The following is a 26572-nucleotide window of genomic DNA, read 5'->3' as shown; positions in this document are numbered from 1 at the left end:
TTGTATACATTATTTAATGTGTACATAATGTCATGATCCACATCCCTCTTGTTCTGCGGCAGTCAATAGGTACCTGAATGAGTTTTGAGGAGGACATCAGGGCTGCTGCTGATGCAGTGCGTTCCTGTGAGGAGATTACCATCATCTCCCACATTGATGCGGACGGAATCAGCAGTGAATCGATCCTTGCACAGGCCCTACTCCGACAGGGTATCCATATAACTACAAAATTTGTACGTCAGTTAGACCCCCTGACCCTTGACCAGATTCCGGATGATTCCTCCCTGAAAATATTCTCTGACCTCGGTTCCGGACAACAGCAGATGCTGATAGAGAAAGGGCTGGACCCTTCCAGAACAATTATTATAGACCATCATGTCAGCCAGCCGGCAGAAATGGGAAGTGATCCCTTCATCGAAGTCAACTGCCTCAACCACGGGCATGAAAAGATGAGTGCCGCCGGGGTCTCCTACCTGCTGGCCCGGGAACTTGATACCATCAATACTGATCTTGCCAAACTTGCCATCATCGGGAATGTTGGGGACATGATGGATAGGGAGCACCTCTGTCTTATCGGTCCGGCCCGGGAGATCCTCCGGGACGGAATAACATCCGGAGCCGTGGAACTCTGGGAACATGACCTGAATATCTACGGAATTTCAACACGGCCTCTTCCTCAGTCCCTGGCCTATTCGGATGACATGGAAATTCCTGGTGTGAGCCGGGACCCGGACGGGGCAGGGAAATTTCTGGAGCGTATCGGGATTACTCCCCTGCAGCCGAACCGGTGGCCGGTTTGGGAAGATCTCTCTTTTGACCAGAAACAACAGGTCTGCTCGGCGGTCATCGAACAGATGATGGCACATGGAAAAGATACAACCCGGCTTTTTGCTGACCATTACCTCTTTCCGGACGAGGATAAGCACCAGGCATCACTCCGGAACGCATCGGAGTTTGCAACCATGTTAAATTCCTGCGGGAGGTGGCAGCGGCCTGAGCTCGGGGGAGCCATCTGCCGGGGTGACCGGGTGGCTGCATACCGCGAGGCCGAACATATGCTTCGGAACCACCGGACCAAGATCAGGGAAGTGATGCTCTATATCACCGACACCGGAGTGACAGAACTCTCCCACATGCTCTATATTCACGTGGGCGGGAGGTTTCCGGATACCATTGTGGGTATCGGGGCAGGGATGGCACTTTCCAGGCTGAACCCGGAGAAACCGATTCTCATCATGTGCGAGGATTCCCTTGATCCTTCGATGACTAAGGTCTCGATGCGGACAAGGCCGGAGGTTGTGAGCAGGGGGGTTGACCTGCAGCAGGCACTGTCGCAGGCATGCGAGGGGCATGAGAACTGTTCCGGTGGAGGTCATCGGATAGCCGCGGGTGCCTTTATTCCCCGTGACCATGAGCGTGCATTTATCGAAGATGTGAACCGAATATTAGCGCAGCAATATGCTTAGTCGTGTCAGGACCATCGCAGATCTCCAGTTTGGAACGGGTATTGGATGCCGGGTGTTTCCGGATACCTGCCGGTTTATCACCTCCCGGAGAGGAGGAGTCCGGCAGGTACTGCTTGACGGAAAACGCCTGGCAACCCTTCGTGCCCATGACGGACGACTGACCCTCGGACTTGCCGGGGGAAAACGTCTCTATTCAGCCCTTCCCGGACCATCCGGACGGGTAGTACTGAGAGATGACGTGACCTCCTTCATTGCAGCCGGAAAAAATCTCTTTTCCAGGCATGTGGTCCGGGCTGATCTGGATATCCATGCCGGCGATGAGGTGATGGTTGTGGACGGCGAGGGCCGGTTTATTGCCATCGGTGAAGCGATGCTCTCCGGAGATGAGATGCTTGCCTTTGATACCGGAATGGCGGTTTCCATAAGACACGGCATACAAAAAGAGGAATAATCATGTTACCAGGAATGAATCCCCGCAAGATGAAACAGATGATGAAACAGCTCGGGATGGATATAAAACCGGTCGAGGATGTTCAGGAGATTGTCATCACGACTCCGAAAGGACGGTATGTGTTTGACCAGGCCGAGGTTGCGATAATGAAGATGCAAGGGACCGTCACCTGGCAGATAACCGGTGAACCACGGTTTGAAGAAGCCGAGGCAGTAATCCCTGAAGAGGATGTTACCCTTGTTGCAACCCAAGCCAGTGTTACCGCTGAAGCGGCAAAGGCAGCCCTTGTTGAGACAAAAGGGGATATCGCAGAAGCTATTCTTCGCCTCTCCTCATGATATCAACCGGTGACCGGGTTATCCTGTCCGGGAAGGGCAAAAACTATGTGGTCAGGGCCGGAGAAGGATCCCTCGGGACTGACCTTGGCATGGTGGACCTTTCTCTTCTTCTTGGAAAGGAACCGGGGGACATAATCACTACAAAATCCGGAAAGGAACTCTTCATCCGTCTTCCCCGGGCAACTGACTTTTTTGAACAGGCAAAACGGAGCGGGGCACCCATGCTCCCCCGTGATATCGGGCTTGTGATAGGTCTTACCGGGATGAATAAGCATGATCATGTCCTTGATGCCGGGACCGGGAGTGGTGTTGCAGCAGTCTTTTTTGCAGGAATTGCCGGACGAGTCACGACCTGTGAGCGAAGAGAGGAATTTTATCATCTGGCTTTAGAGAATATCCGGGAGACAGGCCTTCCTAATATTGAAGTCCTGAACCGGGATGTGCTCATGATGGACGGGAGTTATGATATTGTGCATCTTGACCTTGGAATAACCCAGGAACATGTTGTCCATGCTTTTTCCTTGATCCGGGCCGGCGGATACCTGGTCTGTTACACCCCGTTTTTTGAACAGATGGGGACGGTCTATGATACAGCCATGGAACTGTTCTCCGAAGTGTCGGCATATGAGAGTATTATGCGGGATATGGATCGGAGCCTCCGGGGCACACGACCATCGACGAAGGTGTGTCACAGCGGGTACCTGACGGTTGCAAGGAGATGAGTTCAGACGGCCGGCATTATCTGAATCGGTTTCCGGGCAGATATTATTCTACCACAAGCCAGACATAAAATAACACCCATCTTCTTTTTTGATAATGCCAGTTCATGATCAGAGTCAATACCAGATATTCGTTAAAGGAAAAGTACAAAGAGTCTGGTTCAGAGAAAATACTGAAGATTTAGCCGATGAACTTTTGGCTTTTTGGGTATGTCAAAAACAGTCCAAAAAAGAAGGTTTTCATTCTTGTTGAAGGGGATATACCCCAGCTGGAAAAATTCAAAGAAGGGATTTTGTCTTTTCCCTCTTCGATTAAGATCAAGTCAATCCAGGTCACTGAACATCCCTTTGAAGGAGTATATGATGAATTCATCATTATCCGAGAGGATTACATGGATGATTAATTGAAAAGACTGATGTGATACTATACTACCTTGAAAATATGGATAGGAGAATGGATTGGTACCTGACCAAATGGGATCATACGATGGATTTACCGGTGAAGTCACCTGAAAACCCTGATACAGACTATCTCTCCAAGAGATAAATAGAGATAGATTCTGTTGAACTGGTTGAAATGAGAAGTGAGATCCGGGAGTTGCTATCTATGATGTTAGAAGCAGGGTACATCAAAAAAACGGATGTAAAATGATAAATATCGCAATGTCCCCATAACTTTTCTAATTCTTCCGGCAATATAAGGATAAACATGAGAAATTTCGTTTTTAGTTTGGGGTTGAAAGGCTAATATGACTCTCCGGACGACTCGTATCAAAGTAATATTCCCGGCGATCTCTGGTTTTCAAACCGGTGATTTTCACTCTCCGGCACATTCAATATCGACATCTGACGATTTTTTTCTTGGGAAACTATTTATCAGGATACTCACAACCTTGTTTTGTTGATGCTGAGAGTATCAGCATGAAATGTAGGAGGAAATTTACGTGAAGTTCGGATACGCAATTGTTTTAGCACTGGTTGCACTTGTTGCGGTTAGCGGATTTGCAGCTGCAGACCGCCTCCCAGGACAAGTCCCAGAAAACCAGATTTTTACCATTGACACTCTTATCGATGTCACTGGACAAGTCAGCGAAGAAAGTGAAATGCAGTGGACTCTTGCAGATGGTGATTATGAATCATACAAGGTAGATGGTGAGTCTGATGCAACTTTACCAGCAGATGTTGCAGACTTTGCAACTGCACTTAACACTGCAAAATCTGCAGGTCTCATCGAGCTTGCTTGGAATGCAGCCGGCGGTATTGACAAACTTGAATTCCCATCAGATTGGGCAAGCAAACTCGTTGATCCTAATGTCAGTGCAACTATGAAATGGTCAGACCTCTATGCACTGTTCACAACTGGATATTACAAGACACTTTCAAAAACCGAAGGAGCTATCCACAACTCTATGCTTAAGCCAACCGAAGAGATCATGATCCTGACCTGGACCGATTCTCTCCGCAGCAACGGTGGCAAGCTCTCACTCAGCAAGAACATTGACTTCGACTCAACTGACAAGGGCAAGGGCCTCTCCAACCTCGAAGTTGAAAAGGTTCTGACCTATGCAAGCACCGAAGGTAACCACCTTGTCGGTTCAGAAGAGTGGACTCTTGATGTTGCAGGTAGCTACGAGAAGACCGCTGACACCATCCGCTGTGTCTTTGCAACCGCAAAGAGCGAGTACTTCCCAGCATTCTGTAATGTCGTCAAGGCAAAGAGCGAACTTGTGAACATCAACAGCGCTCAGATCTCCACCAAGGGAGCAGCCCGCAGTGTTGCAGCAACCAGCGACGTTCCAGCAATGCTCAACTATCAGATAGCAGTCACCCCTGACAGCAACTCTGGCAGTGGATTTGCAGACGGTACCGTGAAGACCCTCTTTGGCGGATCTATCATGGAAGCACGTGCAAACAACCTTGTTCAGTCTGCAACCAACAACTGGAAGGACACTGCATCCGTCAGTGGCGGTATCAAGAACTTCCAGAAGACCTTTAACTACGAATCAGGATTTAAGTTCTAAATAAATCCCTGATTTAATCTTTTTTTTTGCATTACTTTTCAGTATATTTTATGTTTTTTTTTAGTTTTTAAGAGATTCATGATTTTTTAAATCATTTTCACTCAACATATCAAAAACCGTTTTGATTAAAGAAACACTGTTATTTATCTTTAGTCATAAATTGTATGTATGTATTCCTTAAAAAGAACGAATAAGGTAATATTGCTCTTATTTTGTATCTTCATTTCTTCATTAATTGGTCTGATTTTTCGTTTACAAACTCTGCTTGATTTCTCATCAGGAATAATTCCTATAGTGATGCACGAAGATCCCTGGTATACCATCCGGCAGATTGAACAGGTCATTCACAATTATCCTTCATATGCATGGTTTGATCCCATGTTAAATTTCCCAAATGGTCAGATGATTCAATGGGGGCCATTGTTACCATTTATGGGAGCGACATTATGCATATTTAATAACATTACAACCCAGGGGGAAATTATCAGGCTTGTTTCATGGCTCCCGCCAGTTTTATTCTTATTAATGGTTCCAATTTGTTACTTAATCGGAAAGATGATTTGGAATAAAAAAGTAGGTATTTTATCTGCTATTTTTGTAACCATTGTAAATGGAGAGTTCTTATATCGTTCGATGTATGGGAATCTGGATCATCACATATTGGAAGTCGTCATTTCTTTTGCATGCATATTAGGTTACCTCTTCATTATTCGAAACATTACTTGTGATACTCGAAAAGTTCTTTCCAAAAATTGTGTTTTTACTAGTATTATAACGGGTATACTTTTTTTTCTAGGATATATGAATATTCCAACAATAATGATAGTAGCTTTGACAATTTCTGTTTTTTATTTCTTTTTTATAATATTCGAAAAAGATATGAATAAAATTGTAAAGTTATTAATTTCTAACATTCTCATATTTACTACATTTTCAGTTCTTTATCTCTTATCCGGCGTACCATATGATGGTTTTTCCATTCGTAGTTATACTTATGGAGCTATTGGAGTTGCAATTATAATCATTATTGCATCTGTTTTTCTATATGCTTTAAAAGGGTATATTATCTGTAAGGACAAGAGATGCCTATATCTTCTTTTTAGTCTACTTTTTCTCATAGTTTTTTGCAATATTATAGTACCCCACCTGATAATTGATATTCTATTCTCATTTTCTAACTCATTTTATAGTTTTTTCCAAATTTCCGGAAATACAGCAGGAATTGATGAACTGGAGCCATTATCATTACTTCGAGCGATATTAAGTTATAACATTGCAATTGTGCTTTCTTTTATTGGTTTTATCGTTGTTTGCTATACATTATTCCTCCATAAAAACAGGCTTTTGTTGTTTTTTTTTATATGGGGAGTAATCCTTTCAATAATATCTATCATGCAGGTACGATATCAATACTACGAAGGACCAGTAATATGCATTTTATCAGCAATATGCCTTGACATGGTATATCGTAAAACCATAATAATTTCAGAGAATAGGAAAGATTTTTTAGAAAAAAGAAATCTAGACCCCAAGATGATAGGATTACTTATTGTAATCCTGATATCATGCACATTTTATCTCATTTCTCTCTCTATCGGGTTTTATGTCCTTCCAACATTTTATGGAAAATCAATAAAAAGTAACTGGATGGATACATCCCTCTGGTTAAAAAATAACACTCCCGATAATGGAATCGACTATTACAAAATATACGATAGGGAATCGTTTTCGTATCCATCTAATACCTACACAATTGTTAACTGGTGGAATTTTGGACATTATATTTTGACCATAGGAAATCGGATTCCATTAGGAAGTCCTCTTCAAGAAAATGATGCTCGAATTTCTGCTTCATTTTTGTTAACAACTAATGAATCATCTGCAAATGAGATAATTGCTCCATATAATGCCCAGTATGTCATAACTAACTATGATCTGAGTTTAGTATATCCAACAGTTGTTTTATGGTCACATCTAAATTATCCCTATGATAATTATATGCTTGACACTATCTTGAAAAAAAATGCTAAAACTTCTCTGCTAAAAGGACTAAAAAATGATTTCTTTTTGTCAATGTTTACAAGAATGCATTATTTCGATGGCTCATTCCAGGAAGCAACTGAAAAAAATATAATATCCTATGTTAATATCCCAATGGGTAATGAAAATGTCTCGATGCTTGTGAATGAAGAGGAACTAAAAAATAATAAAATCTCCCCACAATACCTTCAGAAAGATGAAGTTTCCTTTAACTATACCCGATCCTGTGTGGATATCCCAGCACTAACATCCTACCGATTAGTATATGAATCACCTCAAATCGTTTCAAATCTTACATATGCAGAAATTCATAACATAAAGATCTTCGAACATGTTAAAGGTCACACCATCCCCGGAACCGGAACGATTGAACTCCCCCTTGTAACCAACCAGGGCCGTGAATTTGTCTACCGGCAGCAGAGTGTAAACAATTCATTTACTCTCCCCTATTCAACGACCAACACACCCTATGATGTTCATGCAACCGGACCATATCGCATCATTGAAACAAATGAAACTATAGATGTGGATGAATCACAAATTGAGAGATACTATAAATAAGTAACCACGCCACATTTTTTTTAACCCCTGAAAAATACTTAACCTCCACCACTAACTATACGATTTGCAATGTTGGTGGGGTATGTATTGTATTCGATTACTGTGTATCGCAATTCTGGCATTATTATTAACGCCGGGGGCTGTAGTCGCCGATTATCTTCCAAACGCGACTCCGGAGAACCAGCGTATTGCCATCACAACCCTGATTGATGTTATCGGGTTTGTAAGAACGGAAACGACATTTGACTGGTCAATAGCGTCAGGTAAACTTGAAAATAAAATATTCGGGCCTGAAGAAAAGGTTGCTTCATTACTATACCGTGACTCTCTCATGACCAACGGGGGGCATCTCTCACTGAGTAGTTCGGTAGATTATGACTCACAAAATAAAGCACGAGGAGCGCATAATTTCGAATCTGAGAAGGTTTACAGTTATGAGAGCAAGGAAGGCAGTCATCTTGTTGCTGATGAATTATTGGTGATGAGCACCGGAGGCAACTATACCGAATCTGATAACATTATGCGGTGTGTTTTCTCATCTGCAGATGATGCTGCAGCGCCAGCGTTCTGTAACACAGTCCGGGCACATAGTTCACTGGTGAATGTCAATAGTGCACAGGTCTCAACATCGGCAAAAGCCAGGATCGTTGCAGAAGACGGCTCAGTTCCCTCAGCCATGTCATACCATATTGATCTGACACCAAACCCGGTGTCCGGACTTGGGGTAGCGGTTGGTACAGTGAATACTGAGTTCTCCGCCGATATCATGGAGGCACGAGGTAATGAAGGGAACTGGAATAAGACATCGGCAACGAACCATATGAAAGACAAAGCCTCAGTAAGTGGCGGAATAATCAGTTTCTCAAAGGCCTTTGATTACCAGTCCGGACTTAGGCTCACCTAAGCCTTTTTTCCGGTCATGATAAAGGAGTAGGATTTGTTGCCTAAATTTTTTGACCGGGTGTAAGTACATCTACAAATTCTATTCCTGAAAAATCGAAACGGATGAATAGAATTATTCAATATCATGTATATCGATCAGTTCCTGCCCGGACAGAAATATCATGAACTCAAATCAAGACCATTACCATTAATCTTCTGGATTACCACCTGCTTCCGGTCGATGATCTGCATACCTGTTTATATCCATGATTCAAAGCATGATATCGGACTCAGTGATGCCCTTGAGATCCATTTCTTGAACTCCCTAAAGTTCATAGGTACGGGAAATATCCCGGAAAAATCGAAACGGATGAATAGAATTATTCAATAACTCATGGGAGGTTCTCGATATGCCATACATTCTCACTCGTGACGGTGACGAGATTATGTCACCCAAAAATGACTTTGCTTTTCGGTTGCTCTTCAGCGATCCCCAGTGTAAAGATGTCCTGATTGATCTCCTAAACACCATTATTCCGGAAAACATCCAGGATCTTCATCTCCTGGACACCCATCTCCTCTGTTCAGCAACACAGCGTGAAGGCATTCTGGACATTCGGGCACGAACGGATGCAAAAGTTCAGATTAATGTGGAGATGCAACTGCACAACCTTCCGGCAATGGATAAAAGGACACTATACTACTGGGCGATCATGTATATCGATCAGTTCCTGCCCGGACAGAAATATCATGAACTAAATAAGACCATTACCATTAATCTTCTGGATTACTACCTGCTCCCGGTCGAAGATCTTCATACTTGTTTTCATGTCCATGATGCAAAGCATGATATCAGGCTTAGCGATGCCCTCGAGATTCATTTTCTTGAACTCCCAAAAGTTCATAGGTATGGGCACTCATATGAAAATAAAGACCTGATATACTGGCTGAAATTTCTTAACGCAAGAAACGAGGAGGAGTTATATATGGCAGCAGAAACGAAACCGCCGATAAAAAAGGCATTTGAAACACTCAAGGCAATGAGCAGGAATGAGGAGAACAAAAGACAATACGAAGCAAGAGAAATCTTCCTCTCTGACCAGGCAACAAGGGTTTTTGAAGCAAAAGAAGAAGGAAGAGTAGAAGGCATTGAGGAGGGTAGGAAAGGGGGTATTGAAGAAGGGATTGAAAAGGGGAAAGAAGAAGAGAGAATAACCGTCGCGAGAAATCTCATCTCACTTTGCATGGATGATGAGTTTATCATGAAAGCAACCGGACTTAACAAACTTGCTCTTGACTCCCTGAAAAATAACCGGAATAACAATCCATAATCCTAACAGCATTCATTTTTTTTCTTTTTTCAACCTTGGAGTATTACCTCTCGTCATTCCATGAATAATGAAAAGATCCGAGAAATCGAAACGGATGAATAGAATTATTCAATAACTCATGGGAGGTTCTCGGTATGCCATACATTCTCACTCGTGACGGTGACGAGATAATGTCACCAAAAAATGACTTTGCTTTCCGGTTGCTCTTCAGCGATCCCCAGTGTAAAGATGTCCTGATTGATCTCCTAAACACCATTATTCCGGAAAACATCCAGGATCTTCATCTCCTGGACACCCATCTCCTCTGTTCAGCAACACAGCGTGAAGGCATTCTGGACATTCGGGCACGAACGGATGCTAAAGTTCAGATAAATGTGGAGATGCAACTACACAACCTTCCGGCAATGGATAAAAGGACACTTTACTACTGGGCGATCATGTATATCGATCAGTTCCTGCCCGGACAGAAATATCATGAACTAAATAAGACCATTACCATTAACCTCCTGGATTACTACCTGCTCCCGGTCGATGATCTGCATACCTGTTTTCACGTTCATGATTCAAAGTATGATATCAGGCTCAGCGATGCCCTCGAGATCCATTTTCTTGAACTCCCAAAAGTTCATAGGTATGCGCACTCATATGAAAATAAAGACCTGATAAACTGGCTGAAATTTATAAACGCAAGAAACGAGGAGGAGTTATATATGGCAGCAGAAACTAAACCGCCGATAAAAAAGGCATTTGAAACACTCAAGGCAATGAGCAGGAATGAGGAGAACAAAAGACTATACGAAGCAAGGGAAATTTTCCTCTCTGACCAGGCTACAAGGGTTTATGCCGCAAAAGAAGAAGGGAGGGTAGAAGGAATTGAGGAGGGTAGAAAAGAGGGTATTGAAGAAGGAAGAGAAGAAGAAAGAATAACATTTGCGAGAAATCTCATCTCACTTGGTATGGATGATGAGTTTATCATGAAAGCAACCGGACTTAACAAACCTGACCTTGACTCCCTGAAAAATACCCGGAATAGCAATCCATAATCCTGATAGTGTTCATTTTTTCACCAGGTCTGGATAAATTAACCCCTCCAGCGTAAGTGTCCAGGTGTAAAGACACAGGGAAGGGAATGATCAGAATTTTCTCTATACTTTTTTTCCCACCGGACTGGTTGGAATCTAACATACCCGTTATGTGAATCTACCGCGGTGAACTCACCCGGAAAAAACCGGATGACGCTTTAAAGGTAAATAAAATATTAAAATCGGCTTCTTGCAATACTGGAAAGGTTTTATGGGAACGCTCTCCAATCATCTGATATGACCATTCGTACCGGATGGGTACTGATGATAGTATTCCTTGCATTCATCCTGCCGGCCCATGCAGCAGTGAATATTACATCAGAGGGACTGATCGTGAGTGATACCGGATATGCGGGGGGTTCACTCACCGTAATAGAAGTGGTAAAAAATGCCGGGGAAGATGAGAGCGGGCCGGTTACTATCTCATACTACCTGGTAAATGAAAGCGAGGGAAGTGCAACAAAAGTACCAATTGGATCTGCAGACCTGGAGTCCATATCATCCGGAGGAGATTACTCCAGCATAAAAACATTCCTCCTTCCCCTGGACCTTGCCGATGGTGCATACCAGTTTGTCAGGGAAGTCATGGGAAAAGAGACCACACCGGTTCAGCAAAAGACCATTCAGATTGCAGACACCATGCCGGACGGAAGTGATGCAGACCTTGCCGGATCCGGAGTAATCATTCCGGATAAAGCAGGGCCTGGGGATCAGATCCGGGTAATCGCTGCGGTTGAAAACCGGGGAGGATCTGACGCAGGAAAATTCAATGTTGATCTGTACCTGACAAATCGTTCAGTCAGGGCAGCAGAACCTTTACTTCTTGGAACATGGGAAGTCGGATCGGTTCCGGCAACCGGACAGGCCAGTACCACACGGACATTTACCGTCCCGAAGGGAATTATTGCAGGAAATTACGGCATGTTAATGGATGTGGATCCAGGGAACCAGGTTGCCGAACGTGACGAAGGAAATAATGACTGGTATAGAGACGGAGTGATCCGGATTATTGCAGGTGGATCAGAGACCATTACCTCACCTGCTCTCATCAATACCACCACTTCAATCGTTGTTGTCGCCCAGGAGATGAATATCACAAACCAGTCCTGAAGATAGGACAGACAGTAGTGCACCAGGTTAAGCTTTATACTGAACCAGAGTACACACAATAGTGGTAAATTGAAACAGCAGTGGATCCTTTCCAATAACAATTCATTTGATCTCTCTTTTTTCTTCGTGTTTAGATAGGGGGCCGGCTCTTTTCCGGTCCCCGGTATTGTAATTCACTGACAGTTTACCGGAGGTTCGATAAACATGTTCTCAGTATTTGGTATCACAGACCCTGCAATCTGGATGGGGTACGCATTAGCGATAGGTCTGGCACTTGCCTGCATCATCTATGGAGCTATCAACTGGAATAAGGAGGGCAAAGATGGCAGTTAACCCTCTGACAACCACGATTCTTGTCCTGGTGTATGTAGCAATAACCCTGGTGCTGGGGTACATGGGCTATAAAAAGACCGTTCATGCCGAAGATTATCTTCTTGCCGGAAGAGCCAGTCACCCGGTTGTCATTGCTCTCTCGTATGGAGCAACATTCATCTCCACCTCCGCAATTGTCGGTTTCGGAGGAGTTGCCGCAAACCTTGGAATGGGAATGATATGGCTGACGGTTTTTAATATTGGAATAGGAATTCTTCTGGCCTTTGTGTTATTCGGGAAGAAAACCAGGGAAAAAGGAGCAGAAACCGGTGCACTCACCTTCCCGGACCTGATGGGAAAGATCTTCCACACTCCAAAGTTGCAGCTTATCTCCGGAATTATCATCCTGCTTGGAATGCCCCTCTATACGGCAGCCGTCCTGATAGGAGGTGCCCGGTTCCTTGAAACAACGCTTTCAATATCGTATACAACCGCCCTTCTGGGATTTGCCATTGTTGTAGCGATATACGTAATTTATGGCGGTCTGATTGCAGTCATGTATACTGATGCATTTCAGGGAGCCGTCATGCTTATCGGGATGAGCATTCTCCTCGTTTTGACATATATCTATTTAGGAGGAGTAACAGCAGGTCATAAGGCTCTTGCAGCCATGTCTTCCTTGGTTCCTGAAGCCCTTGCAGGACAGGGAATGACCGGATGGGCATCGATGCCGGAACTTGGATCTCCAATATGGTTTACCCTGGTGACCACCCTGGTTCTCGGGGTTGGAATCGGAGTTCTTGCCCAGCCCCAGCTGGTTGTCAGGTTCATGACAGCAAAAGAGAACCGCTCCCTGAATCGTGCAGTCCTCATCGGTGGCCCTTTTATCCTGATGATGACCGGAGTTGCCTTTACCGTCGGGGCTCTTACCAATGTCTATTTCTATCAGCATATGGGAAAAATCGCCGTTGATGCAGCAGGGGGAAACGTCGACTCAGTGATCCCTCTCTACATCAACATGGCAATGCCTGATCTCTTTGTTATCATATTCATGCTCACCCTGCTCTCAGCTGCCATGTCAACACTCTCCTCATTATACCATACGATGGGAACCGCTCTTGTCTGTGACATCTGGGGCAGGGGACAGAGATGTGCCATATCTCTCCGGGCAAACCAGATTGGATGCGTTGTCATGATGGTAGTCAGTGTTTTACTGGCACTTGCAATGCCGGCAGGGATTATCGCCCGGGCAACCGCGATGTTCATGGGACTTTGTGCATCAGCATTTCTTCCGGCATTTGCAGTAGGAGTGTACGCGAAAAATCCGTCCCGGACAGGAGCAGTAGTCAGTATGATCGTTGGAACGGTCATCTGGTTCTTGTGGACCGTCTTTGTTCATACCGCAGAAGCAAAGGTTCTGGGAATATCACAGATGCTGACCGGAGCGGTAACCATCCTCGGTGCACCATGGACGGTCATCGATCCCCTGGTCATTGCATTGCCCATTTCTATTATTGTGATGGTTGTGTATCAACTGGGAATGAAGAATAAGACGTATGATTCTTAAATATTCAGAAATCCCATATTTTTTAGCATAATAGTAATTTAAGCACTATTTGACCATTTTTTAGATCTTCATTTTAAAGGGCCTCTATACCAGGATCTCAACACGAGCTGATGAATGATATGACCCGTTTTAATGGACAATAGCGGGCCAGTATAAAATCGATTTTTAAAGAGATTTTTGTGAAATCTCTCTGATTTAAGGGCAATTAAGACACCCAGGTATGCGCGTAGTGATTTGATAAAAGACCGGGACATAAAGAGCAAATACCAGGAATTCACGGCTATTTTTCCATAGAGATAGGGGTCGTATATGATCATTATGTCGAGAATAGGATGAATTCCTACAATGATAGATACTTCAGATATCAGAGCCCATTAAAAGGGAATCAAATTCCGGAGAGAAACGTGGATAAACGGAAACTGTGGGTATATGGCTCTTTTGCATTCAGTGCAATCGTTTTGGTTATTATTCTCTTCTCTACCTTTAATGAAGAGACATTTCAATATTTAAAGAATTTCAATAGCTATTTTCTCTGTCTTGCAATTGGACTACGGTTTTTATCGTTTGGACTTTGGGCCCAGAGGATTAAGGTCTTGTGTCTGGCACTCGGACACCGGGTTGCTTTCAAAACCTGTTATCTGGCAGTGATTGCAAATCTTCTGGTCGCCGCAATAACCCCGAGTTCTGCCGGGGGTGAGCCGATCAGGATTCATGAACTCTATAAATCAGGGATGAAAGTAGGTGATGCGACTGCGGTTGTGATAACCGAACGGTTTTTAGATGCAATTATTCTGGTAATTCTTGCAGTAGCAGCTCTCCTGCTTATGTGGGATGTGATTGCAGCACTTGGTGATGTCTTTGTTGCAGTCATCTTCTTCTCCATAGGTCTTTTGTTATTCTTTGACCTGCTGTTAATCCTTGCCGGAAAATATCCGGTTCAGGTGAAAATCAGGCTCATGAATCTGCTCAACTGGATTTTCAGAAAATTTCCCTCACAATCAGTTGGACGTTTTATCTCGAGAACCGATGAGGAATATGATCATTTCACCTCCGGTCTTGCATCTTTTGCAGGTTGTGGGAAAGGCGGAGTTTTTCAGGGATTTATCTTTTCACTGTTATTCTGGATTACAGAGTTCAGTATTGCTTCCATCATTCTGATGGGTCTTGGTCTTCCGCCATCGCTTGGGAATTCCATGTTTGCCCAGATAATCATCGCTCTTGTCAGTATGGTTCCACTCACTCCGGGAGCATCAGGAATTGCAGAGATTTCAGCAACCTCGCTATACGCTCTCTTTGTTCCGACAGCCATTCTGGGTGTTTTCATCCTTTTATGGAGATTGATTATGTTTTACCTGAATGTTCTGCTCGGACTTATCGGGACCATTCTCATTGTAAAGCGAGAAGTTACAAGTGAAAAATAAGATCCGGTGATAAAAAGTTGAAATTTTCTGAGTGGGTGGATATATCGCGAATAACAGATAATCAGAAACGAATACATCGTTTATTGTTATTCGTGATACCCTTTATCCTTGGAGCTCTTCTTATCCTGACCCTCTGGATAATGTATGATAACCCGCAGTTTATTCAGATAGTCAGCCTCATTTTTCTCTACTTTATTCCCCCGGCCGGAAAAGAATCGATTATCCCCGCAGCAATTGCATTAGGATTCTCCTGGCAGACGGTCTGTTTTGTCTTTACCTATGTAGATATGGTATTGTGCCTATTCATGCTCTGGAATTTTAATTTCGTCTGCAAGATTCCAATATTAGGAAGATGGGTTTATTTCCTGGTTCAGAATGGTAGTAATTATCTTTCCAAACATAGCTGGGTGGAGCGTTTCTGCTTTATGGGACTGATTACTTTTATATTTCTTCCGCTGCAGGGATCCGGTTCCATCGGGGGATCAATTCTTGGAAGAATCCTGGGGATGAGCCCGTACCAGATATTTACCGCGGTGTTCATCGGAACAATGGTGCAGAGTTATCTCATTGGCGTCTCGATGTTTGCCATCCAGGAATACCTGGACCTAAATCTCTGGTATCTGGTAGTTCTGGTTCTTCTTCTGATGTTCGTAATGTCTTCTTTCTCTCTAATTGTATACCTGTTGAGAAAAAAATAAAAAAGGAGGGTAACCTATCAGCAAAGAAACAAAAAAAATAATTCCTTCTAATGCCCGGTTGAAGGTTCTATCTCAATAGCCGATATGAGAGAAGCTAATCACAACGGCATCAGGTTAAGGGAAAATCGTCTGAACATTTACATCCAGAGGATGAACCATGGTGGCCCCGTATTTCTATGCCCTGTGCAAAAAAAGGATTATTTGAATATTAATCCGGAACCGGACATTAAGAACCTTTCAAACGGATTCTTTTTCATCATCCGGGAAGTTGAATACTCCGGGTCCCAATGTCCGCCCATTCCGATAAGATCCCGGATCATCTGTGCTTTTTGTGATACGGTACTTTTACTTGTTCCAAAGTACTTACAAATATCAGAGGCCGACTGATATGGTTCAAAGGATTTATCGAAGAGGAAATTAATCTGTCCGACAGCATAGATAATTCCTGATGCCCATATCGTAATCTTTCCCCTCGATACCTGGCAATCGCGTTTTCGTGCAAGTTTTCCTGCTACATACCGACAGATGTCTGCATATTCATCATCCAGTCTCTCATCACAGAATGTATCAATCATATCAGTTATTGTGATAAACCACTCCCGATTTGCTTTTGGAATTGATGAAAGTTCAACAGTTTTTCTTGGTGAATCAATCACTTGCGGATTGAATCCGCTATTTTTAAGGAGAACATCAAAAGCACCAGGACCTTTTGAACTGATATAATCAAGGATAAGCGCCTCTTTGTTCTCATCCAGAAACTCTCCAATCGCCTCTTCATTTATGTCCACCCCGGACTCCAGGACTGACTGTGCAAAGAAAAATTCGACTTCATTATCCGGATTTGGCGTATAAGAGATCATCTCTTCGTGTAGGGGGAGGATAAAATCAGCGATCTCATGAGCGTGAGGCTGAAGATGTTCATCTCCAAGGTAGGTAAAGAAAGCACGAAGAATTGGAATGCAGGTTTCACGGGTTCTTTTTTTGAATGGATAAGGGATAAGCATTGTTTGTATCGCATGAAGAATTGAATCCTTATCCCATTCCAGTGGCGGGATTCCCTCTTCCACAGTTAAACTTCCAAGGAGCAATGATATGATAAGAACCAGATCATCTCCATCTGCCTCATGAATTGCAGCCAGGTATCGTGAGTCAGAAAAAGGAAATACCCACGATTTCATGACCTCATTAATTTTTTCATAAATATCCGGGTCAATACCTTCCATCTCCCGATGCGCAATGTCCAGAAGATAATCATCCAGGGCATCTGAATCATTCACATCTATCCCATCATCCATTGCCGAAACGATGAGAGCCTTTCTGGTACTATAGAGATTGACATCTTCTATCGCCTCAAAGAATTCATCCTCAATGGATGGAAGAGAACAGATTATCTTTTCAGCATCAGAAATTAGGTTCTCTTCATTTAAGAATGCAAAAAAGGTACAAAAAACAGTGTGGATGCAACATTCATACTCCTTACTCCTAGAGAGACTTCTCGGAAAGTCAATCAAAAGACAATGCTCGATATGGGAAAAAGACCATGCTTCAGGGATACAATTCTGGTAATAGAGAATAAACCCGGTCAGATCAAGAAGTATCTGCTCTGCACATTCCTTTTCTTCGTCATAAAGTTCTTCAAACCGGGCAGTGTCTGAAAACCGGGGAAACCAGACATCTGATATGAGATCAAAAGAAGGACCAGGATCGGTAAGAAATCGGGTGGGGTAAATTTCGTACATTTCTCATGAATATTAGTCTGACGGATTCATATGTGTATACAATTTAGCTCTTGTATGTTCATCGATTTTAATGACGTATGGTGAATCATTTCAATAAATAATCAAAATACGATAAAAAAATTCCAAACATTTAAAAAAACCATAGTGTTCCAAAAATTAGAAGGACAAAAAATGTTCTAAACGTAATATACATAAAAGATTTATTAAGAAAAACTCCATTGTGTATTACAATTTTTTACCGAGAAATATGACAATCATTGTTGATACAATCTTCCTTTCTATACTCATTATCGCGAACGGTTTTTTTTCAATGGCAGAATTTGCGTTGGTTTCATCCCGGAAAACCAGGTTAAAACAACTGGCATCAGAGGGTAATACCGGGGCTAAAGCAGCGATTGAATTAATGGAAGATCAAACCTCATTCTTATCTTCTATTCAGATAGGCATCACTCTTGTCGGGATATGTACCGGAGCATACGGAGGAGCAAAATTCTCCCAGATCCTCGAACCATATTTTTCATCAATTCCTATGATTGGTGATTATAGTTCTGCAATCAGCCTGACAATAATCATCCTCATCATCACCTACTTCTCAATAGTCATCGGTGAACTTGTACCAAAACGGATTGGTCTGGCTAATCCTGAAAAGATCGCCTGCACAATTGCTCCGGTTTTTGTTCTTATTACCCGGATTTTTACACCATTTTCTTACCTTACCTCAGGACTTACCCACATTCTGGTAAAAGTTCTGGGAATTTCTGCATCGAAAAATCCGGATATCATTGAAGAAGAGATCCACTTCCTTCTCGAAGAGGGAACAGAATCCGGTATTATTGATGAAGCTGAACAGGATATTGTTGAGAGTGTATTTGAATTCGGGGATAGTAAAATTGTAGATTTGATGATCCCACGTCCGGATATTATTGCCCTTGATATCGATAATCCTCTGTCTGACAACATCGAGATTATGAAAAATTCAAATCATACGAGGTATCCGGTTTACAAAGATGCACTTGACTCAGTTGTCGGAGTAGTTTCCGTCAGGGACATCTGGGTTTATTCACAGACAAACGCGTTTACGGATCTGGTTCCGGTCTTAAAGGAGATACTCGTAGTTCCAGATCATATAAACGCACTTGAGCTGGTTCGAAAGTTCAAGACTGCAACCTCCCCTCTTGCCGTAATTATTGATGAGTATGGTTCAGTTATCGGTATGATTACCCTTCATGATCTTCTTGAGGCATTAATAGGGGATTTCTCACGAGTGGATAATGATGAAGAACATCCACTGGTAGTTAAAAGGCATGATAATTCCTGGCTTGTTGATGGCCGGACATCTCCGGAGGAACTTTATGAACTCACCGGAATTGATTGCACAGATGAATCAACAAAAGGATACTTCAGGACTATGGCAGGATTTATCCTTTATGTTACTGGCAATATCCCGGAAGAAGGGGAATCAATCCCGTGGAACGGATATGAATATGAAGTAATTGATATGGATGGGCACAGAATCGATAAGATCCTGGTAACTCCCCTCTCTTCCCCGGATGAAGAGTAAAAAAATTAGAGTTCATTTTTTAGAGATTTCCTAATTTACGGGCCATTATCCGGAGGAGAGGCCAGATAAGTAAAACAGGCATCGTCCCGATACCAATTATTGTCCATTGGAACGGGCTTAAGGGCACAGTATCAAATATCTCTCCTCCAAACTGCACGATAAGGATCTGGATCACAACAATAAGCCCCATTATACCATAAAAGACCGGGTTTCCTTTGAATAACGGAGGCATAACCCCGTTAATACCCCGGCAGTTCATTCCATTCCAGACCTGTGCCAGAACAAATCCTGCGAAAAATGCTGTTGCCTGCTGCCCGGGAGTCTCCATGAATGGAAGTCCAATCCAGAGTCCGGCAATTCCAGCTACAATGTATATTCCGGCGGTGATGAGGATTGCATGTTTCATGTACGGGGTGATGACCGATGCAGTTCGCGGAATTGGTTTTTTGCTCATCAGGGCCGGATGAGGGGACTCAGAGCAGAGGGCAAGAGCGGCAAGTGAATCCATGATGATGTTAATCCAGAGGAGCTGGATAATCGTAAAGGGAGGATTAAAACCAAGTAACGGGGCAGTAAACGTAAGGATTGCAGCCGAAATGTTAATGGTCAGCTGGAATATCAAAAACCGCTGGATGTTTTCAAATAATGCCCTTCCCCACCATACTGCTCGTTCAATCGTAGGAAATGAGTCATCCAGAAGAATGATATCACTTGCTTCTCTGGCAACCTCGGTTCCAGCAATTCCCATCGCAAGACCTACATCAGCATTCCGGAGAGCCGGTGCATCATTTGTCCCATCTCCGGTAACTGCGACAACATCTCCGTTTGCCTGAAGGGCTTTTACTAATAGTAATTTGTCATGAGGCTCTGAACGTGCGAGGACCTGGATTCCTCTGGCCACTTCTCTTCTTTTTTCCTCAGATAATTCCCGGAATTCTGGTCCGGTCATAATGGATCCTGTGGTCAGAATTCCCGTTTCCCTGGCAATGGCTGCACCTGTCTCAGGGCTGTCGCCGGTGACCATTTTTACCGTGATTCCTGCATCATTACAGGTTTTCACAGCCTCCGGTACATCGGGCCTGACTTCATCCCTGATTCCGACGTATCCATCCCAGATAAGAGTATCGGGCTCATCTCCCTCTGATCTTATCTCAGCATGTGCAAATGCCAGCGTTCTCATCGCCCGCTCTGCAAGATGGTGAAGATTTTTTAATTCGGGAGCAGGGCTACACCGTGATGCAACGATCTCCGGAGCTCCTTTAACCAGGATTACCTGTTTGTCTCCGAATCGGACTATGGTGGACATCTGTTTCTTTTTCGAGTTGAAAAAGTCCTGATGGACCGGCGGGATTGCCTTTCTGATTTCAGGATACATGATTCCTGCCCGGTGAAGCCAGCGGAGAAGGGCAGCCTCGGTTGAGTTCCCGACGGTTATCATCTTCTCCCCGGTGTGCTCAAGTTCTGCGGTGCTGTTTACGGCAGCATTAAGAGTAATCCACTCGGCAGAAGAGGAAGGAAGACCCGAAATTTCTTCCGGAACCTCAATGGATGATGCGGCTACCTCCATCTGGTTCATCGTGAGCGTTCCGGTTTTGTCTGTGCAGATGACGGTAACTGAACCAACCGTCTCACAGGCAATCATCCGTCTGACAAGACTTTTTGCCCGGGTCATTTTCCCCATGGTAAGGGCCAGTGACACCGTGACACTGACCGGCAGACCTTCCGGGACCGAGACGACGATGATGACAACCGCAAACATACAGGCATGCAAAAGGACAGAGAAGACCTCAAGCGGAGTCTGTGGAGGAGCACCACCTAAAAATTCCTGGGCCAGCACCAGTGCAATGATAAGACCGGCCATGATATACCCGAATTTGCTGATCAGGTGTGCGAGATCTTTTAATTTTATCTGCAAAGGGGTCTCCGGCCGTGTCCCTTCAACCAGCGATGAGGCTATCATCCCCATTTTTGTCAGATCGCCAACAGCCCCCGCAATCATCGTTCCCCTGCCGTTGGTGATGTATGATCCTTTCAAAACGACATCATGATCATTCTTCTTAACCGGCTCACTCTCTCCGGTAAAGGCGGATTCATCGGTTTCGATGTCAGATGCAACGAGGAGATACCCATCTGCCGGCACCATATCTCCTGCTTCAAGGAGTATGGCATCACCAACGACGACATCCCTCATCGGGATAGTGGAGGGACTGTTATTCCTGATTATCTTGACAGCAGTATCCTCCCGCATTGCATTTAACGCGTCAAACTCCCGGTTGCTCCGGTATTCGGTTAAAAAAGCAATGGTCGTTGCTAATATGACCGCAAGTGCAATACCAATGGTATCGATAAGACTATTGCCTTCCAGTATGGCAACAACTGCAGAAAGGACTACTGCAACAAGGAGAATCCGGATTATCGGATCCTGATATTTTTCCAGGTATTGTTTAAAGACCGGAATCCGTTTTGGGGGAGTGAGTTCATTTTTTCCATATGTTTTTCGTGATTCCAGAACGGATTCTGAAGATAATCCGTCTTTTCCGTAACAAGCCAGGTCCTGCAATGGGATCATGGTGATACCATGATCATGTTGTATGAGTTCAAGAGAATTTCGGCAGAACTCACATGATACGCGACACGTTTCAGGTGAGAAAAAAAGAGTATTTCCCGAATTTACAGGAAGATAGGTGCAAAGACCACTGCAACAATTGCCATTAATTTAAGCAGAATGTTAAGAGCTGGCCCTGCGGTATCCTTGAACGGATCTCCGACAGTGTCACCGGTTACCGCTGCCTTGTGGGCAAAGGAACCTTTTCCACCGGAGTGGCCCTGTTCAATATATTTCTTGGTGTTGTCCCAGGCTCCACCGGAGTTTGCCATCATAACGGCTAACAGGAACCCGGCAGAGATAGAACCGACAAGAAGACCTGCAAGAGCATGGGAACCAAGAGCAATTCCAATCACGATTGGAGCAGCGATTGCCATGACTCCGGGGATTATCATCTCTTTAAGTGCTGCATTGGTTGAGATGGTAATACAGGATGCATAGTCAGGATCCTGCTTTCCTTCCATAAGTCCGGGGATTTCCTTGAACTGGCGACGGACTTCTTCAACGATGTATCCTGCTGCCTTTCCGACTGCCTTCATCGCAAAGGATGAGAACAGGAACGGAAGCATGGCACCGATAAGAATACCGACGAAGACTACCGGTTCAAGCATGTTGACCATTTCAAGCTTTACAGCCTGGGTGTATGCTGCAAAAAGACCAAGAGCGGTAAGTGCTGCACCACCGATGGCAAATCCCTTTCCGATTGCTGCGGTAGTGTTTCCGACTGAATCAAGAGTATCAGTGATGGAACGAACTTCGGGTCCCTGATGGCTCATCTCGGCAATTCCACCGGCATTGTCTGCAATCGGTCCGTATGCATCAACTGACAGAGTAATACCAAGGGTTGCAAGCATACCGACACCGGCAAGGGCAACACCATAAATGCCACCAAAGTGGTTTGCAATCAGGATTGCTACCGCAACAATGAGCACCGGAATAAAGGTTGACTCCATACCGACTGCAAGACCTGCGATGATATCTGTTGCAGCCCCGGTCTCTGCAGACTTAACAATGGACTGGGTAGGCTTGTGATCATAAGACGTGTAGTACTCAGTCACAATTCCAATGAGGAATCCGCCTACAAGACCGGCAATACATGCAAAAAAGATTCCAATATTACCCGGAGCAAGCATCTCGACAAGGATGTAAACTGCAGCAACTGTGAGGAGAAGTCCTGCAAAGGTTCCTGAGTTGAATGCCTTGTGAATTGCATGTGCCTCATTCTTGCTGGTTCTGACAAAGAAAGAACCAATAACTGAGGCGATGATTCCAAGACCTGCAATGAGCATCGGAAGGGCAATCAGGTTCATTGATGGAACACCAGGGAACTGGGTTGCCATCCCTGCAGTTGCACCGATAAGCATCGTTGCAATGACTGCACCAACATATGACTCATAAAGGTCAGCACCCATACCGGCGATATCACCGACATTGTCTCCAACATTGTCAGCAATCACAGCGGGGTTACGGGGGTCATCCTCTGGAATTCCTGCTTCAACCTTCCCGACAAGGTCTGCACCGACATCGGCTGCTTTGGTAAAGATACCGCCACCGACACGGGCAAAGAGTGCAATAGACGATGCACCAAGGGAGAAACCGGAAAGAATACTGATGGTTGCCTCATCCGTAACACCGGTAATGCTGGTCATCAGGAAGAACATGAGGGAAAGACCCATCATACCAAGTCCGACGACTGTCAGACCCATGACCATGCCTGCAGAGAATGAGACCTTAAAGGCCGATGCCATTCCCTGCCGTGCTGCATTTGCAGTCCGGACATTTGCTTTTGTTGCAGAGAACATGCCGATAAAACCGGCAAGTGCAGAAAGACCTGCACCAACAACATAACAAACGGCGGTGAGCGGGTTGATGATCAAAGACAAAACTACCGCAAGAACAATGACAAATACCGCAATGGCAGTATACTGCCGTTTCAGGTACGTCATTGCACCAAGATGAATGGCTGCGGCTATCTTCTGCATCAGGTCATCACCCGGAGATTCTTTCTTCATCCGGGAATAACTGATACCAGCAAAGATAAGCCCGATAAGGGCACAAACCGGTACAATATATAACATATCCATTCGTATCACGTCCAGTCAGAAACTGTGATTAGAGACGGTGATCTGTTATCATTCGATGATTATACGTAAATAACGATACGAATCGGAACCGGGCCATTTATATAACCGAACCAAAGGAGACGTACTGCGGAAAGTAAGCGCGGTAATCATCCCAAAGTCATCCCCCCTTATGAACAAAAACAGAGTGCAATTCCTGATACTGTCATTCATGGCACTAGTAGTACCAGCCTATGCAGTGGATCTCCAGAATATATCACCGGAAACTGACCTGACTGCTCTTTTGTATCAGGATGAAAATTACCTTATTGATACTTTTGAATCAGGTAGACTTGATTCAAGAAATCTGACTGAGATAACACCTCATCTTGATTATATCTGCAGAAATCTCGCTCTCGGACTGTCAGCCAGGGGAGAATATGAGAAGGCATCTGAAGTTCTTGAACTGGTTCCTTCAGAGTCGCTGAGCAGGGAATCTGCAATTCTCCGGATATTTATCCTGTGCAGACTTTCAGATTATGATTCAGCAATAGAGTATCTCAATGAACTTCGTGTCCGGTATCCCGACGACGTGACTCTCGACAATGCCATGGCATACATACTCGGGATTTCCGGATACCCAAACGAAGCAAAGAGGATACAAAAACGAGTAATGAAACTGGCTGGAGACCATGCCCCATCACAGGACACCTGGGGAGTTATCCTGACCTTTGAAGGAGATCTAAAACAGGCAGAATGGTATTTAAAAAAGGCGTATGATTCTCTTCCGGATGATGCAGAGGTTCAGATTCATCTTGCCCGGGTATATTCAGAACTTGGAAGGAAAAATGATGCACAGGATCTCTATCAGCAGGCAGTGAGTACAGATCCGTTCTTCGGACCAGGCCAGAAAGAATATGCCCGGATTCTCATGGATCTTGGAAGATACCAGGAAGCTGCCGGGGTTATCAGGAAGGCAATCAGGCTAATGCCAGAAGATCCTGACCTTATCGAATGGGAACAGGAAGTGGATTCAATTCTCCTTTCCTGGCATGTTAAACAGGAAGAGGAAGCAAAAAGACCACACCTTACAAGGTGAGGGGATCAGGTGAATCATTCAGAAAGTCATAAACCGTTGGCTGCAGGGTCATCAGATCCAGGGCAATTGCAACCGCAGGGGTCGGCTGAATGTTCATCTGTTTCTGAAATGCCGTCTGACTCTGCCATGTTCCGGAATTAATCCCGAGTACATTCCGGTACCGGCTGATCCCATAGATGTGAACATGACCGGTATGGACAACTTCCGGAATCGGATCAATGATAAGCCTATCAGTCTCATCCGCTGCTATCGGGGTCCTTTTCCCATAACACGGAGCAAGGTGCCTTCGCTTGAGCATCTCGGGGATGATGTCATATGCCTTTTCATAACTTGCCCCGGGCATAAGTCCGATGAGATCATCAAATGACCTGCCATGGTACATCATGATCCTGACCCCCTGGAGATTGATAAGGGCCGGATTTTCAACAAAGATACAATTATCCGGATAATGCGTTCTGAATTTTTCTGGTATGACAGGCTGCGGTTCAGCCCCCCGGACCACATCATGGTTTCCGGGAGAGAGAATGATCTTGATATGTGAGGGGAGATCGGCAAACATCTTTCCCAGCACATCATACTGTTCATAAATATTGGTGATGACCAGTTCCTTGTCCTGGTCAGGATAGATTCCTATCCCATCCACCAGGTCTCCGGCAACCAGGAGATAGGAGACTTCACTATCACAAAGCCAGTCTCCAAACCGGTTCCAGGCATCCTCAAGGAACGTATCACTCCCGATATGAATATCAGAAATCAGAATGGCTGCACCTGGCCGGTCGCTGGTATACGGAGCATATGAGAAAGGAATGTCAGGCCTGAAGATCTGATCGGCAAATATCAGATTCCCTTCCTGCGAAAGAGTGCCGCGTATTCCGATTACTTCATCCGGCACAATCCGTTCTGCCTCGGTGAAGTCCGGCCGGTCTTTATTAAATAAAGCTGAAACGGATCCGGTGGGATCTTCAATCTCCACCATCCGGTGGCCTTTGGTAGTGCTGCGGACATCCATTACCATCCCACATACCGCGAACTCCTCCTGCCTGTACCGGTTATTCCGCTTTAATGCCTCTATCGGAACCGGGTTACACCGGCCTTTTACCATCCCGGAAAGATGGGTATACCGGTCATGGAAATAGGAGATATAATCCTCAACCTTTCCAACCGGCCGGCTCGTTCCCATCCTTCCGGAAATGATGTCAATTTCAGGATCAGAGCAAAAACGTATCCCATCGCGGGACGGATAAACTCCGGGGATGTGTTTTAGCGATACGACAACACAATCATCAGGAACGGCTGATATTATCTGATCAATAAGTCTCTCATCCTTCTTTTCGCGGATGTACCGGACCACATCCGGATGGACCTGAAGTTTGGTATCTAAAAACCGTTCAACAATCAAGGTGCTGTCAAGCATTCTGCTCCAGTACCATCACCCTGAAGAGAGAAATACCTCGCCTGAACAGTACCAAAACAGGGACTTTTTTACCGGCTCTGGTACGCACAAGGTGA

The 26572-nt window shown here is 44.5% G+C and carries 22 protein-coding genes; 18 read left to right on the top strand and 4 right to left on the bottom strand.

The window, feature by feature from the left end:
- The first annotated feature begins 77 nt into the window (after nt 1-77).
- The 16 genes from DLD82_RS09370 (at nt 78) to DLD82_RS09295 (ending at nt 15999) form a co-directional block, all read left to right on the top strand.
- On the top strand, nt 78-1466 hold the full coding sequence (locus DLD82_RS09370) for a DHH family phosphoesterase (RefSeq protein ID WP_109940861.1): 1389 nt from the start codon (nt 78-80) through the stop codon (nt 1464-1466).
- Complete coding sequence (locus tag DLD82_RS09365) at nt 1459-1917, top strand: PUA domain-containing protein (protein WP_109940860.1); 459 nt, start codon at nt 1459-1461, stop codon at nt 1915-1917. The genes DLD82_RS09370 and DLD82_RS09365 overlap by 8 nt, the downstream gene beginning before the upstream one ends.
- A gap of 2 nt (nt 1918-1919) precedes the next feature.
- Entirely contained in the window at nt 1920-2255 is a 336-nt protein-coding gene (locus DLD82_RS09360) for a nascent polypeptide-associated complex protein (RefSeq protein WP_109940859.1), read from the top strand.
- Complete coding sequence (locus DLD82_RS09355; RefSeq protein ID WP_109940858.1) at nt 2252-2977, top strand: rRNA adenine N-6-methyltransferase family protein; 726 nt, start codon at nt 2252-2254, stop codon at nt 2975-2977. The genes DLD82_RS09360 and DLD82_RS09355 overlap by 4 nt, the downstream gene beginning before the upstream one ends.
- 94 nt (nt 2978-3071) lie before the next feature.
- On the top strand, nt 3072-3227 hold the full coding sequence (locus tag DLD82_RS19560) for an acylphosphatase (RefSeq protein ID WP_109940857.1): 156 nt from the start codon (nt 3072-3074) through the stop codon (nt 3225-3227).
- On the top strand, nt 3163-3378 hold the full coding sequence (locus DLD82_RS09345) for an acylphosphatase (protein ID WP_109940856.1): 216 nt from the start codon (nt 3163-3165) through the stop codon (nt 3376-3378). The genes DLD82_RS19560 and DLD82_RS09345 overlap by 65 nt, the downstream gene beginning before the upstream one ends.
- 540 nt (nt 3379-3918) lie before the next feature.
- Nucleotides 3919-4995, top strand: a complete 1077-nt coding sequence (locus DLD82_RS09340) for a hypothetical protein (RefSeq protein WP_109940855.1) — start codon at nt 3919-3921, stop codon at nt 4993-4995.
- A gap of 168 nt (nt 4996-5163) precedes the next feature.
- The gene (locus DLD82_RS09335) at nt 5164-7596 is read left to right on the top strand and encodes an oligosaccharyl transferase, archaeosortase A system-associated (RefSeq protein WP_109940854.1); all 2433 of its coding nucleotides are present in this window, start codon (nt 5164-5166) and stop codon (nt 7594-7596) included.
- 82 nt (nt 7597-7678) lie between these two features.
- Nucleotides 7679-8500, top strand: coding sequence for a hypothetical protein (locus DLD82_RS09330; RefSeq protein WP_109940853.1), 822 nt, complete (start codon nt 7679-7681; stop codon nt 8498-8500).
- 388 nt (nt 8501-8888) lie between these two features.
- Nucleotides 8889-9809 (top strand): Rpn family recombination-promoting nuclease/putative transposase, encoded by a 921-nt coding sequence (locus DLD82_RS09320; protein WP_245920409.1) that lies wholly within the window; start codon nt 8889-8891, stop codon nt 9807-9809.
- Nucleotides 9810-9943: 134 nt separating this feature from the next.
- The gene (locus tag DLD82_RS09315) at nt 9944-10852 is read left to right on the top strand and encodes an Rpn family recombination-promoting nuclease/putative transposase (protein WP_245920408.1); all 909 of its coding nucleotides are present in this window, start codon (nt 9944-9946) and stop codon (nt 10850-10852) included.
- Between the two features lie 276 nt (nt 10853-11128).
- Entirely contained in the window at nt 11129-12001 is an 873-nt protein-coding gene (locus DLD82_RS09310) for a CARDB domain-containing protein (RefSeq protein ID WP_109940851.1), read from the top strand.
- 204 nt (nt 12002-12205) lie between these two features.
- Nucleotides 12206-12334: a symporter small accessory protein gene (locus DLD82_RS19345; RefSeq protein WP_281268001.1), complete on the top strand. Its 129-nt coding sequence runs from the start codon at nt 12206-12208 to the stop codon at nt 12332-12334.
- Nucleotides 12324-13880 carry a sodium:solute symporter family protein gene (locus DLD82_RS09305; RefSeq protein ID WP_109940850.1) on the top strand — a complete coding sequence of 519 codons (1557 nt, stop codon included), beginning with the start codon at nt 12324-12326 and terminating at the stop codon, nt 13878-13880. The genes DLD82_RS19345 and DLD82_RS09305 overlap by 11 nt, the downstream gene beginning before the upstream one ends.
- Nucleotides 13881-14284: 404 nt before the next feature.
- Nucleotides 14285-15301, top strand: coding sequence for a lysylphosphatidylglycerol synthase transmembrane domain-containing protein (locus DLD82_RS09300; protein WP_109940849.1), 1017 nt, complete (start codon nt 14285-14287; stop codon nt 15299-15301).
- A 17-nt stretch (nt 15302-15318) separates the two neighbouring features.
- The gene (locus DLD82_RS09295) at nt 15319-15999 is read left to right on the top strand and encodes a small multi-drug export protein (protein WP_146199747.1); all 681 of its coding nucleotides are present in this window, start codon (nt 15319-15321) and stop codon (nt 15997-15999) included.
- Between the two features lie 197 nt (nt 16000-16196).
- Here the strand turns inward: DLD82_RS09295 and DLD82_RS09290 are convergent, their stop codons facing one another.
- Nucleotides 16197-17738 carry a DUF6398 domain-containing protein gene (locus DLD82_RS09290; RefSeq protein ID WP_109940847.1) on the bottom strand — a complete coding sequence of 514 codons (1542 nt, stop codon included), beginning with the start codon at nt 17736-17738 and terminating at the stop codon, nt 16197-16199.
- Between the two features lie 247 nt (nt 17739-17985).
- Here DLD82_RS09290 and DLD82_RS09285 point away from each other — a divergent pair, with 247 nt between their 5' ends.
- Nucleotides 17986-19299 (top strand): hemolysin family protein, encoded by a 1314-nt coding sequence (locus DLD82_RS09285; RefSeq protein ID WP_109940846.1) that lies wholly within the window; start codon nt 17986-17988, stop codon nt 19297-19299.
- A 19-nt stretch (nt 19300-19318) separates the two neighbouring features.
- On the opposite strand, the gene DLD82_RS09280 is transcribed toward DLD82_RS09285, so the two are convergent.
- Nucleotides 19319-21868, bottom strand: coding sequence for a calcium-translocating P-type ATPase, PMCA-type (locus DLD82_RS09280; protein ID WP_109940845.1), 2550 nt, complete (start codon nt 21866-21868; stop codon nt 19319-19321).
- A 101-nt stretch (nt 21869-21969) separates the two neighbouring features.
- Nucleotides 21970-23988, bottom strand: a complete 2019-nt coding sequence (locus DLD82_RS09275) for a sodium-translocating pyrophosphatase (RefSeq protein ID WP_109940844.1) — start codon at nt 23986-23988, stop codon at nt 21970-21972.
- A 208-nt stretch (nt 23989-24196) separates the two neighbouring features.
- Between DLD82_RS09275 and DLD82_RS09270 the strand changes: the two genes are divergently transcribed.
- On the top strand, nt 24197-25063 hold the full coding sequence (locus DLD82_RS09270) for a tetratricopeptide repeat protein (protein ID WP_181391356.1): 867 nt from the start codon (nt 24197-24199) through the stop codon (nt 25061-25063).
- Here the strand turns inward: DLD82_RS09270 and DLD82_RS09265 are convergent.
- Entirely contained in the window at nt 25053-26477 is a 1425-nt protein-coding gene (locus tag DLD82_RS09265) for a DNA-directed DNA polymerase II small subunit (protein WP_109940842.1), read from the bottom strand. The two genes, DLD82_RS09270 and DLD82_RS09265, sit on opposite strands and share 11 nt — an antisense overlap.
- Nucleotides 26478-26572: the final 95 nt, after the last annotated feature.

The sequence above is a fragment of the Methanospirillum stamsii genome, assembly GCF_003173335.1.
Lineage (GTDB): Archaea > Halobacteriota > Methanomicrobia > Methanomicrobiales > Methanospirillaceae > Methanospirillum > Methanospirillum stamsii.
This window is presented reverse-complemented; position numbering and strand designations above follow the sequence as displayed.

What these genes read in the sequence shown, in the direction of transcription:
- DLD82_RS19560 (WP_109940857.1), top strand. Translation starts at nt 3,072, where the DNA reads ATGCCAGTTCATGATCAGAGTCAATACCAGATATTCGTTAAAGGAAAA.
- DLD82_RS09360 (WP_109940859.1), top strand. Translation starts at nt 1,920, where the DNA reads ATGTTACCAGGAATGAATCCCCGCAAGATGAAACAGATGATGAAACAG.
- DLD82_RS09310 (WP_109940851.1), top strand. Translation starts at nt 11,129, where the DNA reads ATGACCATTCGTACCGGATGGGTACTGATGATAGTATTCCTTGCATTC.
- DLD82_RS09365 (WP_109940860.1), top strand. Translation starts at nt 1,459, where the DNA reads ATGCTTAGTCGTGTCAGGACCATCGCAGATCTCCAGTTTGGAACGGGT.
- DLD82_RS09345 (WP_109940856.1), top strand. Translation starts at nt 3,163, where the DNA reads ATGAACTTTTGGCTTTTTGGGTATGTCAAAAACAGTCCAAAAAAGAAG.
- DLD82_RS09320 (WP_245920409.1), top strand. Translation starts at nt 8,889, where the DNA reads ATGCCATACATTCTCACTCGTGACGGTGACGAGATTATGTCACCCAAA.
- DLD82_RS09270 (WP_181391356.1), top strand. Translation starts at nt 24,197, where the DNA reads ATGGCACTAGTAGTACCAGCCTATGCAGTGGATCTCCAGAATATATCA.
- DLD82_RS09330 (WP_109940853.1), top strand. Translation starts at nt 7,679, where the DNA reads ATGTATTGTATTCGATTACTGTGTATCGCAATTCTGGCATTATTATTA.
- DLD82_RS09285 (WP_109940846.1), top strand. Translation starts at nt 17,986, where the DNA reads ATGACAATCATTGTTGATACAATCTTCCTTTCTATACTCATTATCGCG.
- DLD82_RS09315 (WP_245920408.1), top strand. Translation starts at nt 9,944, where the DNA reads ATGCCATACATTCTCACTCGTGACGGTGACGAGATAATGTCACCAAAA.
- DLD82_RS09370 (WP_109940861.1), top strand. Translation starts at nt 78, where the DNA reads ATGAGTTTTGAGGAGGACATCAGGGCTGCTGCTGATGCAGTGCGTTCC.
- DLD82_RS09305 (WP_109940850.1), top strand. Translation starts at nt 12,324, where the DNA reads ATGGCAGTTAACCCTCTGACAACCACGATTCTTGTCCTGGTGTATGTA.
- DLD82_RS09355 (WP_109940858.1), top strand. Translation starts at nt 2,252, where the DNA reads ATGATATCAACCGGTGACCGGGTTATCCTGTCCGGGAAGGGCAAAAAC.
- DLD82_RS09275 (WP_109940844.1), bottom strand. Translation starts at nt 23,988, where the DNA reads ATGGATATGTTATATATTGTACCGGTTTGTGCCCTTATCGGGCTTATC.
- DLD82_RS19345 (WP_281268001.1), top strand. Translation starts at nt 12,206, where the DNA reads ATGTTCTCAGTATTTGGTATCACAGACCCTGCAATCTGGATGGGGTAC.
- DLD82_RS09265 (WP_109940842.1), bottom strand. Translation starts at nt 26,477, where the DNA reads ATGCTTGACAGCACCTTGATTGTTGAACGGTTTTTAGATACCAAACTT.
- DLD82_RS09335 (WP_109940854.1), top strand. Translation starts at nt 5,164, where the DNA reads ATGTATTCCTTAAAAAGAACGAATAAGGTAATATTGCTCTTATTTTGT.
- DLD82_RS09280 (WP_109940845.1), bottom strand. Translation starts at nt 21,868, where the DNA reads ATGATCCCATTGCAGGACCTGGCTTGTTACGGAAAAGACGGATTATCT.
- DLD82_RS09290 (WP_109940847.1), bottom strand. Translation starts at nt 17,738, where the DNA reads ATGTACGAAATTTACCCCACCCGATTTCTTACCGATCCTGGTCCTTCT.